Source organism: Pseudomonas sp. HMSC057H01 (genome assembly GCF_001836405.1).
Taxonomy (GTDB): Bacteria; Pseudomonadota; Gammaproteobacteria; order Pseudomonadales; family Pseudomonadaceae; genus Pseudomonas; species Pseudomonas aeruginosa.
In genome coordinates, this window is sequence record NZ_KV828512.1 from 238,815 (window position 1) to 253,483 (window position 14,669).

A 14,669-nucleotide genomic window follows, 5' to 3' on the forward strand; every position below is an offset into this window, starting at 1 on the left:
GCTCGCCGAGCCGCTCGACCAGCGCCAGCAGGTCGGCGACGTGGCGGGCGCTGGTGAAGTCCGCACCCTGCCCGTCCCAGCGCTCGGGGTAGTAGTGACGCAGGCTCGGCACGATCAGCCGGTGGCGCTCGCCGAGGCTGCGCAACTGCCATTGCCAGTAGCGGTAGTCGCAGAGCGAACCGTGGACCAGTAGCACCGGCGTGCCCTCGCCCAGGTCCTGATAGACCAGTTGATACCCATCCACCTCGAACGAGGCGAGTTCGCCACTCATGCACGCAACCCTTTCGGTTTCTTTTTCGACTCAGCGCGACGAACGGTGATCGGGCCCGCAGCCCGATGCACGGCATCGCCTGGAAAAGATGGATGTTAGCGGCCTGAGGTCACGCCCCGTAATGACAAATAGGTCTAGGGCCGTCTCGCCCGCTGGGCTAGGCTGGAAGTTCCCCTGCGGAGGTGACGCCGATGAATACGCCGATCTTCTACGAGCTATTCCGCAACCACCCGCTGCATGCCCCGTCCGCCCGGACCCTGGCGAGCATGCTGGCTCTCGGCCTGGCGCTGGCCGGGGTATGGGCCCTGCTGCTGGGCTGGGGCATCGGCCTGGGCATCGACAACTTCGCCATGTACTTCGGCTGGACCGCCTTGCTCATGACCATCCTCCTGGTCGCGCTGTTCCTCGGCGCCACGCTGTTGCGCATGGAGGCCATCTGGCTGGCCTTCCTGCTCGCCCTGCCCCTGCTGACCAGCCTGACCGGCTGCCTGGCTCTGGTCGGCGCCGGCCCCGAGTGACCGCGTTTCAGACCATGGTCGAAGACCGATTGCAGTAATTCCCCTTCCCGCAGGGTCTATCCTTGGGTAAGAGGAGGACGAACCATGACTCCCGAATCCTTCGTCACATTGCTGATCGTCGCCTGGCTGGGCCTCGCCGGCGTCACCCTGTGGGCCTTCCTGCGCGTGCCGCGTCGGCGCGCGCGCCTGCAACGCAAGGCACGGCAAGCCGAAAACCGGCATCCCGCGCGACCGCCACAGCCTCTTCCACAACGCAGCTGAAGCCGCCACGCCGACCGGTCACGGCAGGAAGGCGTGCTGGGAAACCCCCAGCAACAGATAGGCCGCCAGCACGGTGAACGCGAGAAAACCCACGACGTAACGCAGCATCCCGACTCCTGTCAGTCATTTCATCCCTGATGCTGACCCGAACGACCTTGCATCGTTCTGCGCCAGCCTGCCGAAGCGCCGAACGGGCAGGCCAGCCCTGGCCTTCCCTTCCGACACGAGCGGGGCCGGTCGATCCTCGCCCAGCCCCTCGAAGCTTCACTCTAGCACTCTCGCCCGCCCTGCCGGAGGCCTCCGCCAGGATTCCGGACGAACCGTTCAGCCCGCCATGTAGCTCGGCAGGCCGCGCTCCTGCAAACGACGCAGGGTACCGACCACATCCACCGGCAGGCTCCCTGCCTCCAGGGCCAGGTCGCGGCGCACGGCGTTGATGAACCAGTACATGCGCTTCTCGTCGGCCAACTGGGCGGCGGACACCACGCGACGGGTCACGATCTCTTCGCCGTTGCGCAGGGTCAGCAGGGCGCCGCCGTCCGGACGCATCTGGGTGGATACGGCAAAGGTGGCCTGGAAGGCATCGAACAGCATCTTGATGGACTTTTCCATGATCGTTTATCCCCTCTTGCATGAAAACCGACCGCGAACTTCAGCGCAGCCGCAACACGGGGAAAGGTGGCAGCTTTCATGCCAGCCACATGGAAAATTAAAACCATTTAAAATCAATAGCTTGTGAAAATACTCAGCGAAGCGGTCCGTGCAAACTGCAAGATCATGCGAAATGCACCATGCGATTTGCCAGCAGGCTCAGTCGGAAAACAGCGGCCGGCCCCGCGCATCGAAGCCGCGCACCCGGTACAGCGCCGCTTCCGCCAGCGACAGCGCGGCCGCCGGACTCTCGCACGGCGGCTGGCCCGGCAGCACCAGCCATTCGGTGCGTCCGTCGTCGATGCTGGTTATCTCGATCTCGGCCAGATAGCCGCTGTCCTCGCGCAACCAGGTGGCGCGCAGTTCGAACTCGCCAAAACGCCTGCCGGACACCCGCCAGCCTCCCTTCGGAAAAGTCGTCGCAGTGTAACCAGGCCGGGCGTCGATCAGCCAGCCAGGTCGGCCAGCGCCTCGCGCTCCTCTTCGCGCAGGGTCAGGACCCGGCAACCCCGCTCGGTGACCAGCACGGTGTGCTCGTACTGGGCCGACAGGCGGCGGTCGCGGGTGGTCACGGTCCAGCCGTCCTTGTGCAGCTTCACCGCGTGGCCGCCCTGGTTGATCATCGGTTCGATGGTGAAGGTCATCCCGGCCTTTAGCCGCGCACCCGCGCCAGCGCGACCGAAGTGCAGGACCTGCGGCGCCTCGTGCATCTTGCGGCCGATGCCATGACCGCAGTATTCGCGGACCACCGAATAACCGTTGGCTTCGGCGTGACTCTGGATGGCATGCCCGATATCGCCGAGGGTGGCGTCCGGGCGCACCACGCGGATCGCCCGGTACAGGCATTCGCGGGTGACGTCGAGCAGCTTCTGCGCCTGGCGGTCGATGGCGCCGACCCGGTACATCTTGCTGCTGTCGCCGAAATAGCCGTCCTTGATCACCGTGACGTCGACGTTGACGATATCGCCGTCGCGGAGGATCTGCTGCGCCGACGGCCAGCCATGACAGACCACCTCGTTGACCGAGGTGTTCACCGTGAACGGATAGCCGTACTGCCCCTTGCTGCCGGGAATCGCCGCGAGGGTGTCGACGATGTAGCGCTCGCAGAAGCGGTCGATCTCTGCCGTGCTGATGCCTGGCCGCACCACCTCGTCGAGGGCTTCGAGGACTTTCGCGGTGAGCGCGCCGGCCACGCTCATGCGCTGGATTTCCTCCGCGCTCTTGATCATCCCGAGATCCTCGCCGCGTCCTGCTCGCGGCGGTCGCTTTCGCGCGCTTCGTCCATCAATTGGCGTAGCACCTGCGCATAGGTCAGGCTGGGATTGGCTTCGATCAGCATGCCGATGCGCATCCAGTGCTCGGCCTGGGCATTGATCGAGCGCGACATGGCCTTGCAGGCGATGCGCGCCTCTTCGTGCAATTGCTCGGAAATCTTCACCAGGCCCACACTACACCTCGACTACAAAACATATACGGAACGCATACTAACCATCGCATGGACGCGGCGCAAACGGGAAGGTCCGCCCTCGCCTGGCCATGGACTGGCCACGATTGGCATCTCCTGCAAAATCAGTAACATGCGGATTTTTTTGGAAGTTGCCGCATGCTTTCCCGTTTGTTTGTAGGCCTTTTCGCCCTCCTCCTCGCCAGCGCCGGCCAGGCCAACGCCCCGCGCACGTTCTCCGAAGCGAAGAAAATCGGCTGGAAGCTCTACGCCCGGCAATCCGTGGAGTTCTACTGCGGCTGTCGCTACTCGGGAAATCGTGTCGACCTCGCCAGTTGCGGCTACAAGCCGAGGAAGAACGCCAACCGCGCGCGGCGCATCGAGTGGGAACACATCGTTCCGGCCTGGGTGATCGGTCACCAGCGACGCTGCTGGCAGAACGGCGGGCGGAGCAACTGCGCGAGGCACGACAGCACCTACCAGCGCGCCGAGGCCGACCTGCACAACCTGGTGCCGAGCATCGGCGAGGTCAACGGCGACCGCAGCAACTTCGGCTTCGGCTGGCTGCCGCAGAAACCCCAGCAATACGGCGCCTGCCCGATGGTGGTGGACTTCAAGGCGCGCAAGGCGATGCCACGCCCGCAGATTCGCGGGATGATCGCCCGCACCTACTTCTACATGAGCGACCGCTACGGTCTGCGCCTGTCGAAGCAGGATCGCCAGCTCTACAACGCCTGGCACAAGCAGTACCCGCCACAGACCTGGGAGCGCCAGCGCAACCACATGGTCGGCTGCGTGATGGGCTGGGGCAATCCCTATGTCGGCCCGGTGGACCTGGCAACCTGCAGCAACCTATCCTCGCGTCGACGCTGACCTCCGCCGGAGTAGCCCATGATCTTCCGCACCCTCGCCCTGTTGCCGCTCTGCGCCGCCCTGGCGTTCGCCGCCGACGCCGGGGAGCGCCGCTTCGACTGCACGGTGGTGGCGATACACGACGACGCCAGCCTGGGCTGCCGCCTGCCCGGCGCGAACAAGGCACTGCGCATCCAGCTCAATGCCGTCGAGCTACCGGCCGCCGAGCCCTGGCGTCGGCGCGCCCGGGAAGCCCTGGAAGACATGCTGCTCGGCAAATCGGCGACCATCCGCGAGCAAGGCCGCGACGCGCACTTCCGCATCCTCGGCGCGGCCTGGGTGACCCCGGCCGACTGCCCCACCTGCGGACATACCCTGGATGCCGGGCTGGCCCTGCTGACCATTGGCCTGGCCAGTTGGCGCGACGCGCCGGACAGCGGCCAGACGGCCGAGGCGCGCGGCCAGTACCGGTTCGCCGAGGAAGAAGCACGGGCGCGCAAGGCTGGCCAGTGGGGACCGCGCGACGCCGCTCCTACAGATGGATCTCCGCGAACTTGATGCCCAGCCCGCGCAGCTCCTTGACCGCGTCGTCGAGCCGGCGGAACGACATCACCTCGTCGCTCTCGTCGACCAGGAAATAGCTGCGCCCGCCGTCCTTCTTGAAGAACACGATCCATTCCCTGGCCAGGGTGGGATTGGCGATGATGTGGGTCGCCGAGATCTTCCCTGCCGCCTGCCTGTCCCGAACCTTCTCGCGCTTCATTGCCTTCCCGTCAGCTGTGTGGAAAGGCGGAATTATCGCATCATCGGTTCCCGCGGCGAAAAAACTCAGCGTGCCGCCATCGCCATTTCCATGCCCGGCACGGCCAGTTCCCGGCGGATGCTGCGGATCAGCCATTCGGTCTCCGGCGGCGCGCTGAGCTGCGGCGAGGGTATGGTGCGAGCTACGTAGCGGCCGTCGGCGGCCTGCAACTGCAACAACAGCGCGCCGTCGTGGCGGCTCTTGCTGGACAACTGGAACTCGGGAAAGGCAGCGGCGATTTTCTTCAGGTCGACAGACATGGTGCGCTCCATTTCTGAGAAGTTGGACGGAGGCCCGCCGCGCGGCGGGCAGGCGCAGTCTGGCTAACGGATGCGACCGAATGATGACGCCGGCGACGAACCAATTCGCCCGCCGTGGCGTCCCAGAAAGGACGCGACGAATTTCACCCAACGGAAAACGCCTGGCGGCAAGCGGCCATCGGTGGTCGATCGTCATCGGCACGCACACAGCAAGGAGATGGAATGTTCCGTACGGCTTATCGGGAAATAGGCCTGTTCGGCCTGGTCAAGCGCACCGTGAACGAGTTCCTCGAGGACGACATGCCGACCTACGCCTCGGCCCTCGCCTACCAGATGCTGTTCTCGCTGTTTCCGTTCCTGCTGGTGCTGATCACCCTCGTAGGCTACCTGCACCTGCCGGAGTTCTTCGCCTGGCTGCGCGAGCAGGCGGCGTTGCTGCTGCCGCCCGAGGCGATGGATCAGGTCAACCCGGTGATCGACCAGTTGCAGCAGCAGAAAGGCGGCCTGCTGTCGATCGGTATCGCGGTGGCGCTGTGGACCTCCTCGGCGGGCATCCGCTCGATGATGATCGCGCTCAACGCCGCCTACGACGTGAAGGAGAGCCGCCCGGTATGGAAGCGCTTCTCCCTGTCGATCCTCTACACCCTCGGCATCGCCCTGTTGTTGCTGGTGGCGGCCGGCCTGATGGTCACCGGGCCGCAGGTAATCGCCTGGATCGCCGGCCTGGTCGGTCTGGAACAGTACCTGGTGACGCTCTGGACCTGGCTGCGCTGGCCTCTTGCGGTGTTCCTGCTGATGCTCGCGGTGGCGCTGTTCTACTACTTGGTGCCGGATGTCGAGCAGCGTTTCCGCTTCATCACTCCCGGCTCGGTGCTCTCGGTGATCGCCTGGATCGCCGCGTCCCTCGCCTACGGCTTCTACGTGAAGAACTTCGCCAACTACAACGCCATGTACGGCAGCATCGGGGCGATCATCATCCTCCTGCTGTACTTCTACCTGTCGGCGGCAGTGGTGCTGTTCGGCGCAGAACTGAACGCGGTGATCGAACACCATTCGGAAGACGGCAAGGACCCTGGCGAACGCGAACTTCCGGACAACGACGACCCCGAACTCAAGGCTTGAGCAGGGCGTCGGCCTCGCTGACGCTGGCCTTGCCGGTGGCGCGCCGGTACAGACACAGCTCGCGGCCCTGGCGGCCCTGCATGTGCGGCTGCGGATAGCGGCCCTGCAGGAGCAGCGCCGAATAGCCCACCTCATCGTCGAAGGGCAGTACCTGCCCCACCGCGCGTACCTGGCGCAAGCCGCTGGCTTTCAGGCAGGCGGCACGCACCATGGCGTCGTGCGCCTGCCACGCCTCGGCCGTGGAAGCCCAGGCCGGCGCCGAACCGAGCAGCAGGCAGACCAGCGATCCCGCAACCACCCTCGACATTGCGCACCTCGCATCGCCGGAAACAGGCAGGAAAAGAGAAGCCCCCGGGACCACAGCGGCAACTAAAGGCCCCGGGGGCGATGAGGCGGCAGTTACACCTCGCAGCAATGGACATTGCCCCGCGAAAAATAGTTCTACGCTCGCCGACGAAGCGCTCAGCCGGCCCAGCCCAGCACCAGCGCAGCCAGGACGAGGTAGCGGAGCGTCTTGGCCAGGCCGACGATCAGCAGGAAACTCCAGCAGGGCTCACGCATGATGCCGGCCACCAGCGTCAGCGGATCGCCGATGACCGGCACCCAACTGAGCAGCAGGGTCCAGCGGCCGTAGCGGCGATAGTGTCGCTGCGCCCTGAGCAACTGCACCTCGCCCACGGGAAACCAGCGGCGACCGCGGAAATGCTCGAGGTAGCGACCCAGCCACCAGTTGACCCAGGAACCCAGCACATTGCCGACGATGGCCAGCGCCAGCAGCCACGCGACCGACTGGCCGCCGCGCAGCAGCAAGGCGGCCAGCACGGTTTCCGACTGCAACGGCAGCAGGGTCGCCGAACCGAACGCCGAGAGGAACAGCCCGGCGTACGCGGCCCAGTCAGTCAACACCGAACGCTCCCAGCGCCATTCGCATCCCCACTCCAATCCGAAAAAAACTGACCTGGGACAGCCGTCCCGAGGCCGGCGAAGCATACCCTGGCAGGCAAGGGCATTTCCCCGGTTATCCGAAAAGGAGGCAGGCCATGTTCATTCCCGGCCATCTGCATCTCGCCTCGGCCAGCGAAGTCGACCGCCAGGCATTCGATATCCACCTGCGCTACCGGGTCCTGGAGGCCGAGGCCCGCCCGGTGGCCGTACACTTCGACATGGAGGGCCGGATCGACGGCCAGCCTTTCAGCGAAAGCTTCGAACTGCCACGCGACGCCGCCGTGCATTTCGCCAGCCGTGCCAGTCGCCTGGCCCGGCGCCACGGCCTGCGCTTGCGGCAGGGACCGATCGTGCGCCAGCGCCGCGAGTACGACGCTATGTTCGACGACCTGCGCCGACGCCTGAAACTCAAGAGCGGCGAAGCGATCGACCTCGACCGCTACCTGCGCGGCGAGGCCGGGGCATCCTGAAACGGCTCTCCCGCATGCTACGGAAACCCCCGACGCAGGCCATGCCGTGCAACTTTCAGCGAAGCGGGCGACTCCATACCTAGGTAACCATCCTCGTCAAGGAGACCGACATGACTCTGAAAACCCGCTCCGCTCGCGCCAAGCAGGCTATCCAGGACCAGGCCATGGCCGAACTGCAGGACCTGATCGCCGAGGTGGACCAGTTGATGAGCGGCACCGGCAGCCTGGCCGGCAAGGAGGGCGCGAACCTGCGTGAACAGATCAATTCCGTGCTGCATCGTGGTCGCGACGCCATCGAGCGCACCCGCCGCGGCGTGGTGCAACGCAGCCAGGCGGCCGCCGAAGCGACCGAGGAATACGTCGAGGACCATCCCTGGCAGACCATCGCCGTCTCGGCCGGCGCCGGCTTCCTCCTCGGCCTGCTGGTGGGCCGCCGCTAGGGCGTTTCCGCAGGCAACAGAAAGCCCGCGCTCGGCGGGCTTTTCGGCAAGGCAAGGGCCTTGGCTCAGGCGGAGATCGCCGCCTCCAGCGGCCAACTCAGTTCCCAGGTTCCCTTCAAGGCTTCCGCCTCGTCACGACTGGTGAAGGGTCCGGCCCACATGGCACCGTCCACCATCAGGATCCAACAGGCCAGCAATCCCTTGCTGCGCAGCGATTCGGGAACGGACGTCCCCACCAGCACGGCGACTTCGATTCTGGACATAGGCTGACTCCGGTTATCATTAGCTTGCTAATAATAAGCGCCCGCCCCTTCGCCATGAAGCGCGCCGCGCACAACAGTCTTTTTCATCTGCGACAAAATTACCCACCCCCGGCTCCCACGGCGGCCCTGCCGTCCCGCCGGCTATAGTGGAAAAACAGCGAATCTAGGAGGAACCGTCATGGACACCAGCCCGCACACCTTTTCCAACCTGTTCCGCCAGTTGGGGCTCCCCGCTGGGCGGGACGACATCGTCGCCTTTCTCGCCCGGCACCACCTCGAGGAGGGCACGGCGCTGCCCGATGCGCCATTCTGGAACCCTGCCCAGGCCAGCTTCCTGCGCGAGGCCCTGGCCGAGGACTCCGACTGGGCCGAACAGGTCGATGAACTGGCCTTGCAACTGACCCGCTGAAAAAAACGCAAACTGATGCGCTGACGGCTCTATCGTGCGGAACTTGCTATGAGTTGGCGGGGAATTTCAAGTCACCGGCATCGATAGCCACTATCAGCCCAAAGCATTTTTCCCCAGCGGAGCGGCGTGAGATCGTAGCGGCGTCGGGAGAACCCCAAGTCCCCGACGCTCCTTTGAAGACCATCGCCCTCCCCCCGCAGATGGTCTTTTTTTTGCCCGCGATTGGGCCGTGCCCCGACCAGCTGGCCCAGGACATGGAACATTCCGTTACGTCCCCCACTGAACTTTTCACCCGTGCCTCGGTGTCTTACCCTGCTCGCGTTACCACGTAAGGAGAACCTCAAGGACATGAAAGCACTACTGATCGCCGCCGGCGTTGCCGCTCTTTCCAGCACTGCCATGGCCGCCAAACTGGATGAAAAGGTTCCCTACCCGAAGGCAGATGCCGGCTTCACCCGCCAGGTCATCCACCTGCCGAAACAGGACACGGAAGACGCATTCAAGGTCGAGATCATCGCCGGCAAGACCCTCGAGGCCGACTGCAACCAGCAGCGCCTGGGCGGCGAGCTGGAAGAACACACCCTGGAAGGCTGGGGCTACTCCTACTACCGCCTGGACAAGGTCAGCGGGCCGATGAGCACGATGATGGCCTGCCCCGGCCAGAAGAAGGAGCAGCGCTTCATCCCGGTGGTCGGCGAAGGCTTCCTGCTGCGCTACAACAGCAAGCTGCCGATCGTGGTCTATGCGCCGAAGGACGTGGAGGTCCGCTATCGGATCTGGTCAGCGTCCGAAAAGGTCGAGAAAGCGGTCAGCGAATAAACGCCGCGCATGAAAAAGCCGCCCACGGGCGGCTTTTTCGTTGCGCCGGCGTCAGCCCGGCACCAGGCCGATGTTCAGGCCGGAGTCCACGGTGATCCGGTAATGCGTGGTCTGCCCGTTCTGCACATGCACCACCTGCTTGGGCGCCTCGCCGCGGCAGATCCCATCGCCCTGCACGGATACCACCCGCAGCCCCGCCGGAAGACGGAAACGCGCGCTCTCGCCGGCCTGGATCTCAGCGGCCAGGCGGCTATCGATGATCAAGCGGGTATTGCAGACGCTGCCGAGGAACTCGCGGTCCCGGGAAACCACCAGGAAGGCGTCGCCGTCGTCACGGAACTGGTAGTTGTACAAACGCTCCTTCGGTACCTGGTCCGTCTCGTCGAGCGAGGGCGTCGATGTCGAACAACCCGCCAGCAAGACGGCCCCCAGTAGCATCCCCAAAATCCGCATAGTGACCCCAATCCGTTCATCGAAATGCCGCACCCCATCCTCGCCGGGGCAGACCTTCATGGCTTGCGGTCGTACTTCCTCCCTGAACCGGCACCACAGCGCACGTCCGTCTAAGGTAGGCGATTTGCCCCGGCCAAGGCGAGCGCGAATGGCGCTGAAGAAAAAAAATCCTCAGACGGAGGCCGCCTCGCCGGCCGGCAACGCGGAAGTCGGGAGGCCGAACAGGCGATCGAAGGCCCAGTTGAAGAGGAAGGTGTAGCACGGGATCAGGACGATAAGCGCCAGGTCCAGCCAGAACGCCTCCAGCAGGGAAATCCCCATCCACCAGGCGATCAGCGGGATCAGGTAGACCACCAGGGTCAGCTGGAAGCCGATGGCGTGCGCCACCCGCCGCGCAATGCTGCGTCCGCGCACGGCCTGGCGCCGCTCCCAGAACTCGAACAGGCAGTTGTAGATGAAGTTCCAGGTCACCGCGACGGTGGTGATCACCACCGCCAGGGGGCCGGTGGTAGTGGGCGTGGAACCGGCGAGCAGGGCCAGCCCCAGGGTCGAGATACTCATCCCGATCAATTCGTAGGCGGTCACGTAGACCAGTTTGCGCTTGATGCCTTGCACGTGGACCTCTCGGGCGTGATAGCGGAAAGGCGGGCAAGGTTGGATCAATTTTCTTGACAGAAAAAGTCAGCAGCTTTCAGATCTGCTGATAGGAGAATTGCCATGAACTTTTCCAGCGATACCATCGAGCTGTTCCTCGCCGTCCTCGACCGCGGCTCCTTTTCCGGCGCCGCCCGTGCCTTGGGTCGAGTGCCTTCGGCGGTGAGCATGGGCATCGCCAACCTCGAGGCGGAGCTGGGTTTCGCCCTTTTCGAGCGAACCCACCGCGAAGCCCGTCCTACGGCGCTGGCCAGGGCCCTGGCACCGCAAGCGCGGATGATCGCCGAGCAGCTCGCCCAGTTGCAGGTGCATGCGCTGGAACTCTCCCAGGGATTGGAAAGCCGCCTGTCGCTCGGCGTGGTTGCGGACATCGACAGCGGGCGGCTGTTCGGTGCCCTCCGCACCCTTTCCGAGCGCTACCCGCTGCTCGATGTCGAGGTGCTCAGCGCGGCGCAGGACGATGCCCTCGCCCTGCTCCATGGCGGCCGCATCAGCCTGTGCTTCGGATTCGCCGGCATCAGCGTGAACCCGCAGGAGCGCTTCCAGTATGTCGGCGCGGAATCGCTGGTCGCGACCATCTCGCCGCACCATCCCGCCCTGCAGAAGCCGGGGCAGGCGCTGTACCTGGAAGAGCTGGTGAACGTGCGGCAGATCCTGGTGGCCAGTTGCGACCTGCCGTTGGCCGACACCCGTCCGCTGATTGCCGGCGCCTGCTGGCGCACCGACAGCCTGGGCACGGCGCTGGAAATGGTCGAGGCGGGGATCGGCTGGGGCAATTTCCCGTTGTCCCGGGTCGCCCCGCTGCTGGCAACGGGAAGGCTGGTACGCCTGGACTTCAGGAATACCAAGAACGAGCTGAAACTGCCTGTCCACGCTATCTGGCTGAAAAACCAGCCATTGCGCAAGGCCGCCCAGGAACTGGTTGGCATGCTGGCCACCCGTCCCGATTGAAGCGTTATGGAATGCACTTCACAGAAAAAACGAGACCCGTCACGCGAATCGCCGCACACGCCGGCTCCCCGGCCTCCAGTACTTGATCTCGATCAAGCGCAGCGCCGGCCATAGGCAGATGATCGTTCTGCGGCCATCCTCCGTTTGCGGCCGTAGAGCTCCGGACACTTCATGCTAGGGGGGCCGGAGCTCTTCCCTCTTCCTCGCGGCTCAGGAACAGGTCCTGGCCGCATCGATGAAGGCCCCGCGGGTGACCCAGGGCTGCTGGTCATGGATTCGCACCAGGCTGCCACCCCTCGCCGGCTGCACCTCCAGCCACTGCCCAGCGTCCGCCAGGCGATAGCCGCGGCCTTCCTCCACCAGCGCCACGCCCGGCGCCTGGCGTTGCCACTTGGGCAAGACGCACATCGCGTAATCGTAGGGAGCCTTGCTGGTGCTGGCGGCCAGCGCCGGGGCGTTCGAAGCGGGAGGCGAGGCACAGGCGGAGAGGGCCAGGGCGGCGAATACAGCGATAAGAATCTTCATGTCACGTCCCTCTTTGTCGATCCGTTCACGATTCGACGGTATCACCGCCCAAAGCGAGAACTGCAGCGACTTCGCGGCATGGTACTTATCGATAAGGTTGATATTGCAGGCGCATGACGAAGCGATCCGGCAACGCCCGATTCAGAGCCTATGGAAGGGGCTTTCCTTGCACTTTGGTTATTAGCAAATGACTCGAAGCTTTCTTGGATCGAACAATGTTCTGGTATTGTTGCGCCGCCAACGGGAGAAACAAGAAACCAGAACCGCCACGCACGGTAAATGGGACAAATGACTCCCGTGCACTTCGAACCTTGCGCTTCCTTCAATTTCAGCGCACATCAAGCCAACAACCAGGAACAATAAGATGTTGAAGAAAAGGATTTGCCTGCTGGCACTGGGCATCGCGACTGCAAGCCAGGCGATGGCCAATGACCAAGAAGCAGCAAAGGGGTTTGTCGAGGACAGCCACCTCGATCTGTTCTTCCGCAATGGCTACATCAGCCGTGACTACAAACATGGCCGGCAGGACAAGGCCGAATGGGGCCAGGCCGCCACTGCCACCTTCACCTCCGGCTTCACCCAGGGGACGGTGGGCGTCGGTGTCGACGCGTTCGGCCTGTACGCGGTACGCCTGGACGGCGGCAAGGGTCGTAGCGGCGCCGCCGGTATCGACTTCTTCAAGCAGGGCGACAGCGGCTCCGCGGCGGACGATCTGTCCAAGGGCGGCGCGGCGGTGAAGTTCCGCATCTCCAACACCGTGCTCAAGTACGGCGACCAGATGCCCAGCCTGCCGGTGCTCAGCTACGACAACTCGCGCCTGCTCCCGGAAAGCTACAGCGGCACCCTGATCACCTCCAAGGAGATCGAGGGCCTGGAGCTGAACGCCGGTCGCTTCACCGCGGAATCCCGCAAGAGCGCCGAAGGGCGCGACAGCGGCGGCCTGAAGAGCATCAACGTGTTCGGCGGCAAGTACGCCTTCACCGATCACTTCAACGCCTCGCTGTACGCTTCCGACGTCGAGGACGTACTGAAGAAGCAGTACATCAACCTGAACTACACCATCCCGCTGCAGGCCGACCAGTCGCTGAACTTCGACTTCAACGGCTATCGCACCAAGCTGGACAGCGACTTCGCCGACCAGAACTTCAACGGTAACCGCGACAACAAGATCTGGAGCCTGGCGGCGTCCTACACCATCGACGCCCACACCTTCATGATCGCCCACCAGCGCAACACCGGCGACACCGGCTACAACTACGGCTGGTACCAGAACGCCGGCGGCATCGGCGACGGCGGCACCACCATCTGGCTGGCCAACTCCTACTGGTCGGACTTCAACGCCGAGGACGAGCGTTCCTGGCAGGTCAGCTACGCCCTGGACTTCGCCAAGTACGGCGTGCCCGGCCTGACCTACCGCGTAGCCTACGTGCGCGGCGACAACATCAAGACCGCCGAGACCAGCAACGGCAAGGAGCGCGAGATCTTCAACCAGGTCCAGTACGTGGTGCAGAGCGGTCCGGCCAAGGACCTCACCCTGCGTCTGCGCAGCTCGTTCCTGCGTGTCTCCAACGACGCCCGCTCGTACAACGACGACGGCAACGAAATCCGTGCCTTCGTCGAGTACCCGTTCAGCGTGTTCTGATCAAACCTGCGAGCGCGACGAGAACCCCGGGCCAGTCCCGGGGTTTTCTTTTTTGCGTTTCGTGCGCCAGTTCAACCTTATCGGGTGGCGCCGCACAGCATCGGAAAGCCGGTGATAGCATTCGCTCTCGCTTGCCATTGCTTATCGATATCGACAATGCCGTTCCGGAAACACCTTCTGCTCCCCCTCCTCGGTCTTGCCTTGCTGCTCGGCGGTTGCGGCCCTAGCGTCAGCTACTCCTACATTCCGCCGACCAGCGATGCCGGCCTGCACTGCGTGAGCCAGTGCAATGCCGAGAAGCGCCAGTGCAAGACCCTCGCCAAGCTGCAGCAGCGCCAGGACGAGGCGCTCTACCAGGCGCAGAGCACGGCCTACAACTACTGCATGCAGAACAGCGACAAGAAGAAGCGCAAGTCCTGCCCCTACCCGCAGCGCAACTTCGATTTCGGCGACGACTGCCAGGACGAGTACCGCAGTTGCTACCAGTCCTGCGGCGGCACCATCCGCCGCATCGTCCACCAGGACTGAGGCGCGACGTCCGGCAGGCATCCCGGACGTGCGGCAATACCGTCAGGCGAAGACGAAGTACTTGCGCACCGTCTCCACTACCTCCCAGGTACCACGCAGGCCCGGCTCGATGACGAACACGTCGCCCGCCCTCAGGTGCACCGGTTGCTCGCCTTCCGGGGTGATGATGCAGTAGCCGTCGAGGAAGTGGCAGAACTCCCAGCGTTCGTAGTTCACCTCCCACTTGCCCGGCGTGCAGATCCAGGTGCCCATCAGCTTGCTGCCGTCCGCCGAGGCGTATGCGTTGAGGTTGACGGTATGCGGATCGCCGTCGATCCGCTTCCACTTGGTGGCGTCCAGCACGGGTACGGGACAGGTATCGCGCAGTACGGTGATGAAATCTGACATGG

Annotated in this window: 25 protein-coding genes and 1 pseudogene; 12 read left to right on the plus strand and 14 right to left on the minus strand. The window is 64.3% G+C overall.

All coding sequences use genetic code 11. The features are described from left to right. Positions 1–271: pseudogene (locus tag HMPREF2581_RS25810) on the minus strand (alpha/beta fold hydrolase); the annotation flags it as partial. A 191-nt stretch (positions 272–462) separates the two neighbouring features. On the opposite strand from HMPREF2581_RS25810, the gene HMPREF2581_RS25815 reads away from it, so the two are divergent. Beyond that, a complete protein-coding gene (locus tag HMPREF2581_RS25815) occupies positions 463–789 on the plus strand; it encodes a hypothetical protein (protein WP_003090681.1) in 327 nt (108 codons plus the stop codon). 84 nt (positions 790–873) lie between these two features. Next, positions 874–1,050: a hypothetical protein gene (locus HMPREF2581_RS25820; protein WP_003099098.1), complete on the plus strand. Its 177-nt coding sequence runs from the start codon at positions 874–876 to the stop codon at positions 1,048–1,050. 324 nt (positions 1,051–1,374) lie between these two features. Here the strand turns inward: HMPREF2581_RS25820 and HMPREF2581_RS25825 are convergent, their stop codons facing one another. The 4 genes from HMPREF2581_RS25825 to HMPREF2581_RS25840 all read right to left on the minus strand — a co-directional run bounded on the left by HMPREF2581_RS25825 (position 1,375) and on the right by HMPREF2581_RS25840 (position 3,148). Then, positions 1,375–1,662 carry a DUF3509 domain-containing protein gene (locus HMPREF2581_RS25825; protein WP_003090684.1) on the minus strand — a complete coding sequence of 96 codons (288 nt, stop codon included), beginning with the start codon at positions 1,660–1,662 and terminating at the stop codon, positions 1,375–1,377. 198 nt (positions 1,663–1,860) lie between these two features. Beyond that, positions 1,861–2,094: a hypothetical protein gene (locus tag HMPREF2581_RS25830; RefSeq protein WP_003090686.1), complete on the minus strand. Its 234-nt coding sequence runs from the start codon at positions 2,092–2,094 to the stop codon at positions 1,861–1,863. Positions 2,095–2,147: 53 nt separating this feature from the next. Then, complete coding sequence (gene map / locus HMPREF2581_RS25835) at positions 2,148–2,930, minus strand: type I methionyl aminopeptidase (protein ID WP_003090687.1); 783 nt, start codon at positions 2,928–2,930, stop codon at positions 2,148–2,150. Beyond that, complete coding sequence (locus HMPREF2581_RS25840) at positions 2,927–3,148, minus strand: ParD-like family protein (protein ID WP_003138839.1); 222 nt, start codon at positions 3,146–3,148, stop codon at positions 2,927–2,929. The genes map and HMPREF2581_RS25840 overlap by 4 nt, the downstream gene beginning before the upstream one ends. A 156-nt stretch (positions 3,149–3,304) precedes the next feature. Here HMPREF2581_RS25840 and HMPREF2581_RS25845 point away from each other — a divergent pair, with 156 nt between their 5' ends. Next, positions 3,305–4,018, plus strand: coding sequence for an endonuclease (locus HMPREF2581_RS25845; protein ID WP_003099106.1), 714 nt, complete (start codon positions 3,305–3,307; stop codon positions 4,016–4,018). An 18-nt stretch (positions 4,019–4,036) separates the two neighbouring features. Further along, positions 4,037–4,555: a thermonuclease family protein gene (locus HMPREF2581_RS25850; RefSeq protein ID WP_003138836.1), complete on the plus strand. Its 519-nt coding sequence runs from the start codon at positions 4,037–4,039 to the stop codon at positions 4,553–4,555. Here the strand turns inward: HMPREF2581_RS25850 and HMPREF2581_RS25855 are convergent. Together HMPREF2581_RS25855 and HMPREF2581_RS25860 are read right to left on the minus strand one after the other, a co-directional pair. Beyond that, complete coding sequence (locus HMPREF2581_RS25855) at positions 4,530–4,760, minus strand: hypothetical protein (RefSeq protein WP_003090795.1); 231 nt, start codon at positions 4,758–4,760, stop codon at positions 4,530–4,532. The genes HMPREF2581_RS25850 and HMPREF2581_RS25855 overlap by 26 nt on opposite strands. Positions 4,761–4,825: 65 nt before the next feature. Continuing rightward, on the minus strand, positions 4,826–5,059 hold the full coding sequence (locus tag HMPREF2581_RS25860; protein ID WP_003090796.1) for a DUF3509 domain-containing protein: 234 nt from the start codon (positions 5,057–5,059) through the stop codon (positions 4,826–4,828). Positions 5,060–5,281: 222 nt separating this feature from the next. Between HMPREF2581_RS25860 and HMPREF2581_RS25865 the strand changes: the two genes are divergently transcribed. Then, positions 5,282–6,181: a YihY/virulence factor BrkB family protein gene (locus HMPREF2581_RS25865; protein WP_003090797.1), complete on the plus strand. Its 900-nt coding sequence runs from the start codon at positions 5,282–5,284 to the stop codon at positions 6,179–6,181. Here HMPREF2581_RS25865 and HMPREF2581_RS25870 read toward each other — a convergent pair. Further along, positions 6,171–6,488: a hypothetical protein gene (locus HMPREF2581_RS25870; RefSeq protein WP_003108875.1), complete on the minus strand. Its 318-nt coding sequence runs from the start codon at positions 6,486–6,488 to the stop codon at positions 6,171–6,173. The genes HMPREF2581_RS25865 and HMPREF2581_RS25870 overlap by 11 nt on opposite strands. 155 nt (positions 6,489–6,643) lie before the next feature. Beyond that, positions 6,644–7,087 (minus strand): YqaA family protein, encoded by a 444-nt coding sequence (locus HMPREF2581_RS25875; protein WP_003114414.1) that lies wholly within the window; start codon positions 7,085–7,087, stop codon positions 6,644–6,646. 134 nt (positions 7,088–7,221) lie between these two features. Here HMPREF2581_RS25875 and HMPREF2581_RS25880 point away from each other — a divergent pair, with 134 nt between their 5' ends. Next, complete coding sequence (locus HMPREF2581_RS25880; RefSeq protein WP_003090800.1) at positions 7,222–7,596, plus strand: DUF5064 family protein; 375 nt, start codon at positions 7,222–7,224, stop codon at positions 7,594–7,596. A 110-nt stretch (positions 7,597–7,706) separates the two neighbouring features. After that, entirely contained in the window at positions 7,707–8,036 is a 330-nt protein-coding gene (locus HMPREF2581_RS25885) for an ElaB/YgaM/YqjD family protein (RefSeq protein WP_003090802.1), read from the plus strand. A gap of 65 nt (positions 8,037–8,101) precedes the next feature. On the opposite strand, the gene HMPREF2581_RS25890 is transcribed toward HMPREF2581_RS25885, so the two are convergent. Next, complete coding sequence (locus tag HMPREF2581_RS25890; protein WP_003090804.1) at positions 8,102–8,299, minus strand: hypothetical protein; 198 nt, start codon at positions 8,297–8,299, stop codon at positions 8,102–8,104. Between the two features lie 178 nt (positions 8,300–8,477). Between HMPREF2581_RS25890 and HMPREF2581_RS25895 the strand changes: the two genes are divergently transcribed. Then, on the plus strand, positions 8,478–8,708 hold the full coding sequence (locus tag HMPREF2581_RS25895) for a DUF2789 domain-containing protein (RefSeq protein ID WP_003090806.1): 231 nt from the start codon (positions 8,478–8,480) through the stop codon (positions 8,706–8,708). Positions 8,709–9,056: 348 nt separating this feature from the next. Next, complete coding sequence (gene eco / locus HMPREF2581_RS25900; RefSeq protein WP_003138832.1) at positions 9,057–9,527, plus strand: serine protease inhibitor ecotin; 471 nt, start codon at positions 9,057–9,059, stop codon at positions 9,525–9,527. Between the two features lie 51 nt (positions 9,528–9,578). Here eco and HMPREF2581_RS25905 read toward each other — a convergent pair whose 3' ends face one another. Together HMPREF2581_RS25905 and HMPREF2581_RS25910 are read right to left on the minus strand one after the other, a co-directional pair. Continuing rightward, positions 9,579–9,965: a hypothetical protein gene (locus tag HMPREF2581_RS25905; RefSeq protein ID WP_003160516.1), complete on the minus strand. Its 387-nt coding sequence runs from the start codon at positions 9,963–9,965 to the stop codon at positions 9,579–9,581. Positions 9,966–10,151: 186 nt separating this feature from the next. Then, a complete protein-coding gene (locus HMPREF2581_RS25910) occupies positions 10,152–10,595 on the minus strand; it encodes a PACE efflux transporter (protein WP_003090812.1) in 444 nt (147 codons plus the stop codon). Positions 10,596–10,697: 102 nt separating this feature from the next. On the opposite strand from HMPREF2581_RS25910, the gene HMPREF2581_RS25915 reads away from it, so the two are divergent. Next, the gene (locus HMPREF2581_RS25915) at positions 10,698–11,585 is read left to right on the plus strand and encodes a LysR family transcriptional regulator (protein ID WP_003090813.1); all 888 of its coding nucleotides are present in this window, start codon (positions 10,698–10,700) and stop codon (positions 11,583–11,585) included. 210 nt (positions 11,586–11,795) lie between these two features. Here HMPREF2581_RS25915 and HMPREF2581_RS25920 read toward each other — a convergent pair whose 3' ends face one another. Then, positions 11,796–12,110: a hypothetical protein gene (locus HMPREF2581_RS25920; RefSeq protein ID WP_003090814.1), complete on the minus strand. Its 315-nt coding sequence runs from the start codon at positions 12,108–12,110 to the stop codon at positions 11,796–11,798. Positions 12,111–12,474: 364 nt separating this feature from the next. Between HMPREF2581_RS25920 and HMPREF2581_RS25925 the strand changes: the two genes are divergently transcribed. Together HMPREF2581_RS25925 and HMPREF2581_RS25930 are read left to right on the plus strand one after the other, a co-directional pair. Further along, positions 12,475–13,752: an OprD family porin gene (locus HMPREF2581_RS25925; protein ID WP_003099122.1), complete on the plus strand. Its 1,278-nt coding sequence runs from the start codon at positions 12,475–12,477 to the stop codon at positions 13,750–13,752. 156 nt (positions 13,753–13,908) lie between these two features. Then, the gene (locus HMPREF2581_RS25930) at positions 13,909–14,280 is read left to right on the plus strand and encodes a hypothetical protein (protein ID WP_003160518.1); all 372 of its coding nucleotides are present in this window, start codon (positions 13,909–13,911) and stop codon (positions 14,278–14,280) included. A gap of 42 nt (positions 14,281–14,322) precedes the next feature. Here HMPREF2581_RS25930 and HMPREF2581_RS25935 read toward each other — a convergent pair whose 3' ends face one another. After that, positions 14,323–14,667, minus strand: a complete 345-nt coding sequence (locus tag HMPREF2581_RS25935; protein ID WP_003090818.1) for a cupin domain-containing protein — start codon at positions 14,665–14,667, stop codon at positions 14,323–14,325. Positions 14,668–14,669: the final 2 nt, after the last annotated feature.

Excerpts from the sequence above, each read along its gene's own strand:
- HMPREF2581_RS25815 (WP_003090681.1), top strand. The coding sequence starts at position 463 with ATGAATACGCCGATCTTCTACGAGCTATTCCGCAACCACCCGCTGCAT.
- HMPREF2581_RS25820 (WP_003099098.1), top strand. The coding sequence starts at position 874 with ATGACTCCCGAATCCTTCGTCACATTGCTGATCGTCGCCTGGCTGGGC.
- HMPREF2581_RS25825 (WP_003090684.1), bottom strand. The coding sequence starts at position 1,662 with ATGGAAAAGTCCATCAAGATGCTGTTCGATGCCTTCCAGGCCACCTTT.
- map (WP_003090687.1), bottom strand. The coding sequence starts at position 2,930 with ATGATCAAGAGCGCGGAGGAAATCCAGCGCATGAGCGTGGCCGGCGCG.
- HMPREF2581_RS25845 (WP_003099106.1), top strand. The coding sequence starts at position 3,305 with ATGCTTTCCCGTTTGTTTGTAGGCCTTTTCGCCCTCCTCCTCGCCAGC.
- HMPREF2581_RS25850 (WP_003138836.1), top strand. The coding sequence starts at position 4,037 with ATGATCTTCCGCACCCTCGCCCTGTTGCCGCTCTGCGCCGCCCTGGCG.
- HMPREF2581_RS25855 (WP_003090795.1), bottom strand. The coding sequence starts at position 4,760 with ATGAAGCGCGAGAAGGTTCGGGACAGGCAGGCGGCAGGGAAGATCTCG.
- HMPREF2581_RS25860 (WP_003090796.1), bottom strand. The coding sequence starts at position 5,059 with ATGTCTGTCGACCTGAAGAAAATCGCCGCTGCCTTTCCCGAGTTCCAG.
- HMPREF2581_RS25865 (WP_003090797.1), top strand. The coding sequence starts at position 5,282 with ATGTTCCGTACGGCTTATCGGGAAATAGGCCTGTTCGGCCTGGTCAAG.
- HMPREF2581_RS25870 (WP_003108875.1), bottom strand. The coding sequence starts at position 6,488 with ATGTCGAGGGTGGTTGCGGGATCGCTGGTCTGCCTGCTGCTCGGTTCG.
- HMPREF2581_RS25880 (WP_003090800.1), top strand. The coding sequence starts at position 7,222 with ATGTTCATTCCCGGCCATCTGCATCTCGCCTCGGCCAGCGAAGTCGAC.
- HMPREF2581_RS25885 (WP_003090802.1), top strand. The coding sequence starts at position 7,707 with ATGACTCTGAAAACCCGCTCCGCTCGCGCCAAGCAGGCTATCCAGGAC.
- HMPREF2581_RS25890 (WP_003090804.1), bottom strand. The coding sequence starts at position 8,299 with ATGTCCAGAATCGAAGTCGCCGTGCTGGTGGGGACGTCCGTTCCCGAA.
- HMPREF2581_RS25895 (WP_003090806.1), top strand. The coding sequence starts at position 8,478 with ATGGACACCAGCCCGCACACCTTTTCCAACCTGTTCCGCCAGTTGGGG.
- eco (WP_003138832.1), top strand. The coding sequence starts at position 9,057 with ATGAAAGCACTACTGATCGCCGCCGGCGTTGCCGCTCTTTCCAGCACT.
- HMPREF2581_RS25905 (WP_003160516.1), bottom strand. The coding sequence starts at position 9,965 with ATGCTACTGGGGGCCGTCTTGCTGGCGGGTTGTTCGACATCGACGCCC.
- HMPREF2581_RS25915 (WP_003090813.1), top strand. The coding sequence starts at position 10,698 with ATGAACTTTTCCAGCGATACCATCGAGCTGTTCCTCGCCGTCCTCGAC.
- HMPREF2581_RS25920 (WP_003090814.1), bottom strand. The coding sequence starts at position 12,110 with ATGAAGATTCTTATCGCTGTATTCGCCGCCCTGGCCCTCTCCGCCTGT.
- HMPREF2581_RS25925 (WP_003099122.1), top strand. The coding sequence starts at position 12,475 with ATGTTGAAGAAAAGGATTTGCCTGCTGGCACTGGGCATCGCGACTGCA.
- HMPREF2581_RS25930 (WP_003160518.1), top strand. The coding sequence starts at position 13,909 with ATGCCGTTCCGGAAACACCTTCTGCTCCCCCTCCTCGGTCTTGCCTTG.
- HMPREF2581_RS25935 (WP_003090818.1), bottom strand. The coding sequence starts at position 14,667 with ATGTCAGATTTCATCACCGTACTGCGCGATACCTGTCCCGTACCCGTG.